The sequence below is a fragment of the Enterococcus italicus genome, assembly GCF_023743875.1.
GTDB lineage: Bacteria > Bacillota > Bacilli > Lactobacillales > Enterococcaceae > Enterococcus_G > Enterococcus_G italicus.
Map to the genome: position 1 here is coordinate 1 of NZ_JAMRVB010000024.1, position 1065 is coordinate 1065.

The 1065-nt window shown below is 35.0% G+C and carries 1 protein-coding gene; it reads left to right on the forward strand.

The features are described 5' to 3' along the window. Positions 1 to 96: 96 nt before the first annotated feature. Positions 97 to 1056 carry an IS30-like element IS6770 family transposase gene (locus NE257_RS11560; protein WP_000221326.1) on the forward strand — a complete coding sequence of 320 codons (960 nt, stop codon included), beginning with the start codon at positions 97 to 99 and terminating at the stop codon, positions 1054 to 1056. Positions 1057 to 1065: the final 9 nt, after the last annotated feature.

A 1065-nucleotide genomic window follows, 5' to 3' on the forward strand; every position in this document is an offset into this window, starting at 1 on the left:
CGCGAATTGTAAAATTAAGTTAGAAAAATAAAAAGGCATTTATGGTACACTCAAATTGTATTTCCGACGAAAGAAAACAAAGGAGTGTAAACATAAATGACCTACAAACATCTTACCATAGACGAACTGACAATGATAGAATCATATTATCTTCAACATAATAAACCGGTTGAAATCGCTAACCGAATGGGACGTGCTATACAAACTATTTATAATGTAGTCAATAAGTTCAAGCAAGGCAAGACTGCTCTTGATTATTGGCACCAGTATAAAGAAAATAAGAAAAAATGTGGTAGAAAAGTCATTCAATTACCTGCTCATGAAGTAGATTACATTAAAGAGAAAGTCACTCTTGGTTGGACGCCTGACGTCATTATCGGGCGAAAAGAAAGGCCTGTTTCATGCGGTATGAGAACACTTTATCGTTTATTTTCTAAAGGAATATTTGATATTGACACACTACCGATGAAAGGTAAAAGAAAACCCAATGGCCATCAGGAAAAACGGGGAAAACAACAATATCAGCGCTCAATCCATGATAGACCTGATAATTATCCTGATTTCAATTCTGAGTTTGGTCACCTTGAAGGTGATACGATCGTTGGCATTCATCATAAAAGTGCCGTCATTACTTTAGTTGAAAGATTATCTAAAGTAATTATCACGATTAAACCCAACGGCCGTAAGGCATTAGATATTGAAACTGCCCTTAATCAATGGTTTTCTCGCTTCCCTAAAAACTTCTTTAAATCTATTACGTTTGACTGTGGAAAAGAATTTTCTAACTGGAAAGCCATTAGTAACCAACATGATATTGATATATATTTTGCGGACCCTGGAACACCTTCTCAACGCCCATTAAACGAGAATTCTAACGGGATTCTGCGTCGTAATGGACTGCCGAAATCAATGGATTTTAGAGAAGTGAATCAGACATTTATTTCCAGTGTCAGCAATCAACGTAATCATATTCCAAGAAAATCATTGAATTACAGAACACCAATTGAGATATTTTTGAGCTATGTACAAGAAGCATTTTATTCTAACTTAATTTGACAAATCATA

Coding starts and splice junctions, on each gene's coding strand:
- NE257_RS11560 (WP_000221326.1), top strand. CDS start 97: ATGACCTACAAACATCTTACCATAGACGAACTGACAATGATAGAATCA.